This window comes from Haloparvum sedimenti (assembly GCF_001462205.1).
Taxonomy (GTDB): domain Archaea; phylum Halobacteriota; class Halobacteria; order Halobacteriales; family Haloferacaceae; genus Haloparvum; species Haloparvum sedimenti.
This window is the reverse complement of record NZ_LKIR01000123.1, coordinates 39,370-46,218: the sequence shown is the minus strand read 5'-3', so window position 1 is coordinate 46,218 and position 6,849 is coordinate 39,370. Positions and strand designations below refer to the sequence as shown.

General features: G+C 70.0%; 5 protein-coding genes and 1 pseudogene. All 6 read right to left on the bottom strand.

Translation table 11 applies throughout. The annotated features are described in order from the left end of the window. Window positions 1-1,569, bottom strand: a 1,569-nt coding sequence (locus AN233_RS09285) for a ribonucleotide reductase N-terminal alpha domain-containing protein (RefSeq protein WP_281176550.1), incomplete at its 3' end; no start/stop codon positions are given. Window positions 1,570-2,096: 527 nt separating this feature from the next. Next, on the bottom strand, window positions 2,097-2,720 hold the full coding sequence (gene trpG / locus AN233_RS09280) for an anthranilate synthase component II (RefSeq protein WP_058366512.1): 624 nt from the start codon (window positions 2,718-2,720) through the stop codon (window positions 2,097-2,099). Continuing rightward, window positions 2,717-4,447 carry an anthranilate synthase component I gene (gene trpE / locus AN233_RS09275; RefSeq protein WP_058366511.1) on the bottom strand — a complete coding sequence of 577 codons (1,731 nt, stop codon included), beginning with the start codon at window positions 4,445-4,447 and terminating at the stop codon, window positions 2,717-2,719. Before trpE ends, trpG begins: the two co-directional genes overlap by 4 nt. Continuing rightward, a complete protein-coding gene (locus AN233_RS09270) occupies window positions 4,444-5,088 on the bottom strand; it encodes a phosphoribosylanthranilate isomerase (protein WP_058366510.1) in 645 nt (214 codons plus the stop codon). Before AN233_RS09270 ends, trpE begins: the two co-directional genes overlap by 4 nt. Next, window positions 5,088-6,143 carry an anthranilate phosphoribosyltransferase gene (gene trpD, locus AN233_RS09265; protein WP_058366509.1) on the bottom strand — a complete coding sequence of 352 codons (1,056 nt, stop codon included), beginning with the start codon at window positions 6,141-6,143 and terminating at the stop codon, window positions 5,088-5,090. Before trpD ends, AN233_RS09270 begins: the two co-directional genes overlap by 1 nt. Window positions 6,144-6,557: 414 nt before the next feature. Next, window positions 6,558-6,849, bottom strand: a pseudogene (locus AN233_RS18020) (hydroxymethylglutaryl-CoA synthase); the annotation flags it as partial.

Here is a 6,849-nt window from a genome sequence, read left to right as displayed (position 1 = left end):
CGTGTCGCCGGCGTCGAGTTCGCCGGCCTCGACCCATCCGTCGTCGGTCATGACCCGGTGGTCAGCAGTCAGACGGAGGCTGTACCCCTCCTCGGTAGTGAGTTCGTACACGTCCTTCTCGCCGGTCGCGTAGACGCTACTCGCTTCCTTGAGCGGCTCCTCGCTGAGTCGGCCGTCGACAACGACGTCCTGCGCAGTGCCCTGCTCGTAGAGCTCCTCGGCGGGCACGAGCCCGTTTTCCGTGGAGATGAGCGTGTCACCGGTGACACAGGGATTTGTCGCGAGGATGCGGTGATCCGGGTGCTCCTCCACGTCGAAGGAGTGCTTCTTGTTGACGCGCTCGAGGTAGATGACGCCCGGTTCGCCGTTCTCGTGGGCGCCGTCGACGATCTGGTCCCAGAGCTTCTCGGCGGGGACCGACAGCACCTCGCCGACCTCGACGTGCTCACCGAGGCCGAACATGTCGTAGATCTCCTTCGTCTCCGGCGTGGCGACGTGGGGTTCCTCCGTCCGCGGGTTGGTGAAGACGAACTCCTCGTCGTTGTACAGCGCCTCCATGAAGTCGTCCGTCACGCCGACGGAGATGTTGAAGTTCGAGAGGTGGCCCTCGACCGCGTTCCGGAGGTGCTTGGGGACGCGACCCTCGTCGTCGATGAGTTCGCGCGCCTCCTCGAGCGCCTCCTTGAAGGAGTTGTGCGTGAAGTCGTCCGGGTCGTTGAGCCGGAGCGAGTGGGCCAGCGAGACGTCCTTGTTCTTCGCGTGGATGAACTGGATCACGTCCGGGTGCGAGACGCGCATGACGCCCATCTGCGCGCCGCGGCGGGCGCCGCCCTGCGCGATGGTCTCACACATCTGGTCGAACGTCCGCATGAACGTGATCGGCCCGGAGGCGATGCCGCCGGTCGAGCCGACCGCGTCGCCGTACGGGCGGAGCTTCCAGAAGGCGTAGCCCATGCCGCCGCCGGACTGGAACACCTCGGCCGCCTCCTTGGCGGTCTGGTGGATGTCCGTGATGTCGTCGCCGGGGGAGTCGACGAAGCAGGCGGAGAGCTGCTGGAGCTCGTCGCCCGCGTTCATCAGCGTCGGCGAGTTCGGCATGAACGACAGCGACTCCATGCCCTCGCGGAACTGCCCGGCCACGTCCTCGACGTGGTCGCGGACCTCGCTCGGCAGCTCGGGGACGACCGTGTCGTACGCGAACTTGTTGACGTTGTGCGCCGTCAGCGCCGTCTCGGCGTCGTCGCCGACGGAGACGCCGGCGCCGAAGACGTCCTCTGCCAGCTCGTCGCGGCGGGGGTGGTCGGGCTTGAGCTGGTCGGGCGTGACGGTGACCTCGACGCCCTGCTTGTCGGCCTCGAAGACGGCCTCCGCGAGCGCGACGTTCTTCGCGACGCGGACGAACAGCTCTTCCTGCGTCTCGACCTGGTTCCCGTCGGCGTCCTTGCGGAGGTAGCGCGCGGGAAGGATGTTGTGGTACGCGTTCGCCGTGAGCCGGTCCTCCAGCGTCTCGCCGGTGGTGCGTTTGATCGGCAGGTCGACCTCGTCCGTGGAGAGATCGCTCCCGCTCATTGGGCGGTCACGTCTCCCCGAGTGTGTGGTGAATCGGTCATCTATCGTGATGTCGTACTGGTGAGTTGGACCCCTTAGGCGTTGCGTTCCCGGTCCATTTGGGCGTGGAACTGTCCGATCCCTTATGGGATCACTGCGGCGCGGCCGAGCGGCTCCGCGCCTGTACGTGTTCGTAGTGCGGGCGGGGTCTACATAAGGATGGCCCCTCCGCAGTGAAAGTGAATCTGAACCGGATAAATCGCACTACGTGGGCGCGATCTACAGTCGAACGGAAGGGGTGTTCACGGCTGTCCAGCAGCCGCGCGGTCGCCGCGGACGCCCCTCGAACCGACCGCGTCGGCCGTCCCGTGAGAAACCCGTTCGGTCTGCCGACGTATCAGATAAATAGAACAGGTCCTGTCGGGCGGATCGGGCGTCACTGCGGCTGCCTCACGGGACGCCGGCGCGTCGATCCGGTCCGCGGACCGGTCGACCCATGGAGGGGTTCGCGTCCAACGTGCGTGCCGACCCCGTTCGTCGGAGATCCGTCACCGCGTGGCCGGTGCGCGCGGCGTCGCGCCCGCGACCCCCGTGAGGAAGTTCCGTATCACGTCGTGGCCGACGCCGGTCAGCACGCTCTCCGGGTGGAACTGGACGCACTCCAGCGGGTACGCCTCGTGACGAACGCCCATCACGAGCTCCGTGCCGTCGTGGTCGGTCGTCGCGCTCACGTCCAGACAGTCCGGCACCTCGGTCGCGACGAGCGAGTGGTACCGGCCGGCGCGGAACCCCTGATCGAGCCCCGCGAACACCCCTTCGCCGTCGTGGTCGACCGGGAACGCCTTGCCGTGGATCGGCTCGGGCGCGTGGCCGACCGTCCCGCCGTACTCGTAGACGGCCGCCTCCAGCCCGAGACAGACGCCGAGCGTCGGAACCTCGGGCGACAGCTCGCGGAGCACCTCCATCGTCACGCCCACGTCGCGGTCGTTCTTCGGGTGGCCGGGTCCGGGACTGATCACCAGCGCGTCCGGCTCCGCGGCCGCGACCGCGTCGACCGACGCGGTGTTCTTCAGCACCTCGGTGGTGACACCCCCTTCGACCGGACACTCGGAGACGTACTCGACGAGGTTGTAGGTGAACGAGTCGAAGTTGTCGACGAAGACGACCTTCATTCCTCTCCCCCCGTGCCCGCGGCGGGCGCGTCCTCGGGCGACGCGTCGTCCGTGGTGTCCCGCCCGCCGCGCCCGTCTCCGTCGTTCGCCTCACCGTCCGCTTCGACCCGGATCCGGTCGATGGCGTCGAGGACGCCGCCCATCTTCTGTTCGGTCTCGGCGTACTCCGCGGCCGGTTCGGAGTCCGCGACGAGCCCCGCGCCGGCCTGCACGGTGATGCGGTCGGCGGACGCAGGCCCGTCCGCCTCGCCGCTTCCGGCGACCGGCACGCCGTGCTCGACCGTCGCGGTCCGGATCACGATGGCGAAGTCCGCGTCGCCGGTCCACGAGTAGTAGCCGACGCCGCCGCCGTAGGCGCCCCGTGGCTCGCGTTCGAGGTCGTCGATGATCTCCATCGCGCGCACCTTCGGCGCGCCGGTGAGGGTGCCGGCCGGGAACGAGGCGCGGATCGCGTCGACCGCGTCGTACTCCCCCGCCAGCGTGCCCGTGACCGTCGACTCGATGTGCTGGACGTGGCTGTACTTGAGGACGTTCATGAACTCCTCGACGCGGACGGAGCCGGGCTCCGAGACACGGCGCACGTCGTTGCGCGCCAGGTCGACGAGCATGGTGTGCTCGGCGCGCTCCTTCTCGTCCGCGAGCAACTCGCCCGCGAGCCGACGGTCCTCGACCGGGCTCTCGCCGCGCGCGCAGGTGCCCGCGATGGGGTTCGACACGACGCGGTCGCCCCGCACCGACACCAGCGTCTCGGGGCTGGCGCCGACGATGGTCCGGTCCTCGTGGCGCAGCAGGTACATGTACGGCGAGGGGTTCACGTCCCGAAGCGCCGCGTACAGCCCCATCGCGTCCACGTCGCCGGTCAGCTCCCGCTTGCGCGAGATCACGCCCTGATAGATGTCGCCGTCGAGGACGTGCTCCTTGGCCGCGCGCACCGCGTCCTCGTAGGCCTCCTGCGGCCCCGCGCGCTCCTCGGTCACGCGGACCCCGCCCGGGTCCGGGGCGTCGGCCGTCCGGAGGTCCGCGGCGACCGCCTCGGCCTCCGCGGCGAGCTCGTCGTACACCGCGCCGGCGTCGTCCCCCTCGCGCACGACCGGCGTGAACACGAGGTCGACGGTCCCCTCCACGTCGTCGAAGACGACCGTCCGCGTCGTGAGCGCGAACTCCGCGTCAGGGAAGTCGGTCGCCGGCCGCTCGACGCCGACCTCCTCCAGCCACAGGTCGTAGACGGCCTCGTACGCGAGGAAGCCGACGAACCCGCCGGATAGCGTCTGTCTGTCCCGATCAGGGAAGTTTCGGCGCTCGACGCACGGGAACGCCGCGCGTACGCGGTCGAGCACGTCGGCGTCCGCCTCGTCGCCCGCGTCGGTCCCGTCTCCGTCGCCCGCATCACCCGCATCGACGAGCGCTGCGGCCGGGCCGAGCCGCTTCACCTCGGTCCGGTCGGGGAACACGGAGACGACCGCCTCCGGGTCGTAGCCGACGAACGAGTAGCGTGCGTGCTTGTCCGCGTCAGTGACCGGCGCGAACGCGCCGTCCGGGTCGCTGGAGGCGATCTTCTCGGCCGACTCCAACAGGAATCCGTGCGGGCTGTCGCCCACGAGCGTCGCGTACGCTGTGAGCGGCGTCACGTCCGGGTCGAGTTCCGCGGCGACGCGCACCACGGCCGGGCCGTCGGCGTCGGCGGCGTGCTCGACGAACGCCTCACGGGAGAGGCCGAGTTCCGTCACGCGACCTCGACCTCCCGTCCCGCGTTGGCGACGAACCGCGCGACGGCGTTGTGGTCCTTCTCGCCGCCGCGTAGTTCCACGCCGGAGGCCACGTCGACCGCGAACGGGTCCGCGGTCGCCACCGCTTCCGCGACGTTGTCCGGCGTGAGGCCGCCCGCGAGCACGACCGGCGAGACCAGTCGCTCCGCGAGTCGGCCGGTCGCCTCCCAGTCGTGAGTCTCGCCCGTCCCGCCCGCGCCCGACTCCGTCGTGGAGTCGACCACGAGCGCGTCGGCCGCCTCGTCCAGCCGCTCCGCGCGAGCCTCGTCTGCGGCGTCGACCGCGATCAGCACCTTCACGCCCGTCTCCGCGCGGACGTACCCGATCTCGTCGGCGGTCCACTCGCCGTGCAGCTGGATCGCGTCCGGCTCAACCGTCCGGACGAGTTCGACCGCGCGCTCCGGTGAGTCCGGCATCGTCACCAGCGTCGCGGTGACGAACGGCGGCACCTCCGCCAGCAGTTCGGCCGCCGTCGCGGGGTCCACCTTTCGAGGCGTGTCGACCGGTACCTCCGCGATCACGCCGACCGCGTCCGCCCCCGCCTCGACGGCCGCGCGCAGGTCCGCACCGCGCGTCAGTCCGCAGATCTTCGCTCTGGCCATCAGTTCGCGTCCGCCCCCGCGGCGGGGTCCGGCTCCGCGCCCGCACGGTCCGCGTCGTCACCGCACAGCGCCTCGAACTTCGCGGCCGCGTCGCCCTCGTCGATGGCGGCGGCCGCGCGCTCGACGCCGGCCTCCAGCGAGTCGGCGAGTCCCGCGACGTACACCGCCGCGCCCGCGTTCGCCAGGATCAGGTCCCGCTTCGGCCCGGTCACGTCGCCGCGGACGATCCCCTCGAGGTCCGCGGCGTTCGCCTCGGGCGTACCTCCCGAAACGTCCTCGATGGGCGCCCGTTCGAGGCCGAGGTCCTCGGGCGCGATGGTGTACTCCGTCACCTCGTCGCCGTCGACCTCCGCGACCGTCGTCTCGTCGTGAAGCGCGATTTCGTCCATCCCCGACCCGTGGACCACCAGCGCGCGCTCGACGGGCATGTGCGAGAGCGCGCGGGCGATCTGCGGGACGAGTTCGGGGTCGTACACGCCGAGCACCTGCGCGTCGGCGCCCGCGGGGTTCGTCAGCGGGCCGAGCACGTTGAACACCGTCCGGATCCCGAGCTCCTTCCGCGGGCCGATGACCGCCTTCATCGCGGGGTGGAACACCGGCGCGAGCATGAACCCGATGCCGTCGCGCTCGATCGCCTCCTCGACCGCCGGCGGCTCCGCCTCCACGTCGACGCCCGCGACCTCCAGCACGTCCGCGCTCCCCGAGGAGGAGGAGACCGAGTAGTTGCCGTGTTTCGCGACCGCGACGCCCGCGCCCGCCGCGACGATGGCCGCGGTCGTGGAGACGTTGATCGTGTCGTAGTCGTCGCCGCCGGTGCCGCAGGTGTCGACCAGCGGCGCGCCGTCGGGCTCGATCGTCCGCGCCACGTCCCGCATCCCCTGCGCGAAGCCGGCGATCTCCGCCTCCGTCTCGCCCTTCGCGCGCAGCGCGGTCAGCAGCCCGCCGATCTGCGCCTCACTCGCCTCCTCGAAGACCTGCCGCGCCGTCTCCCGCGCCTCCTCGACCGTCAGGTCCTCCCCCTCCGTCACGCGCTCGATGGTGTTCTGGATGTTCATTGTGGGCACCAATGTATAGGTTCGTCTTACGATGTACAAGTCTGTACATCGATTTAAGGCTTCCCCTCGACCTTTTTCTGCGTCGGGTTCGCGCGGCGCAGGCGCCGCGCTCACCACTCCTTGAAAAATGTCGATCAAAAAGGGGCCGCGGTCGGCGCTGCGGGCGCTTCGCACCCTCGCGCCGCCGCGGTTCCACGACCTCGACAGAAAACCGCACCGCATCCGCATCAGCACCACACCGCATCAGCACCACACCGCATCAGCACCGCACCAACACCGCACTGCATCCGCATCAGCACCGCACCCGCACCAGCACCGCATCGGCCGGATTTTCTGTGGATCGGTGTGGCTCCAAGCGTGAGTCCACCGCCGACCGCGGGCGAGAAAAATTCGGCCACGGTCGCCTTCGAGGCGCTATTCGACGTAGTCGTACTGCCGCTCGTTCATCCGGCCCCAACCCGTGAAGACGAACTCCTCGGAGGGGGTGGTGAACTGCTCGATCATCTCGTGGCCAACGTCCTCGTCGTACTCGTGCACGTCGTGAACGTCCTCGTACTCGCTCCACGTCAGGTCGTAGCGGGCCGCGAGCTGGTCGTCGATATCGAGCGCCTCGACCTCCTCGCGCCAGCCGTCCTGCACCGTCTCGGTGTGGATCTCCGCCTGCGCGCCGGAGCCGTAGGAGCCGACCAACAGCGTCTCGCCCGCG

Bases quoted from the DNA above. Each gene is read 5' to 3' on its own strand.
- trpG (WP_058366512.1), bottom strand. From the start codon at position 2,720: ATGAAGGTCGTCTTCGTCGACAACTTCGACTCGTTCACCTACAACCTC.
- AN233_RS09270 (WP_058366510.1), bottom strand. From the start codon at position 5,088: ATGGCCAGAGCGAAGATCTGCGGACTGACGCGCGGTGCGGACCTGCGC.
- trpD (WP_058366509.1), bottom strand. From the start codon at position 6,143: ATGAACATCCAGAACACCATCGAGCGCGTGACGGAGGGGGAGGACCTG.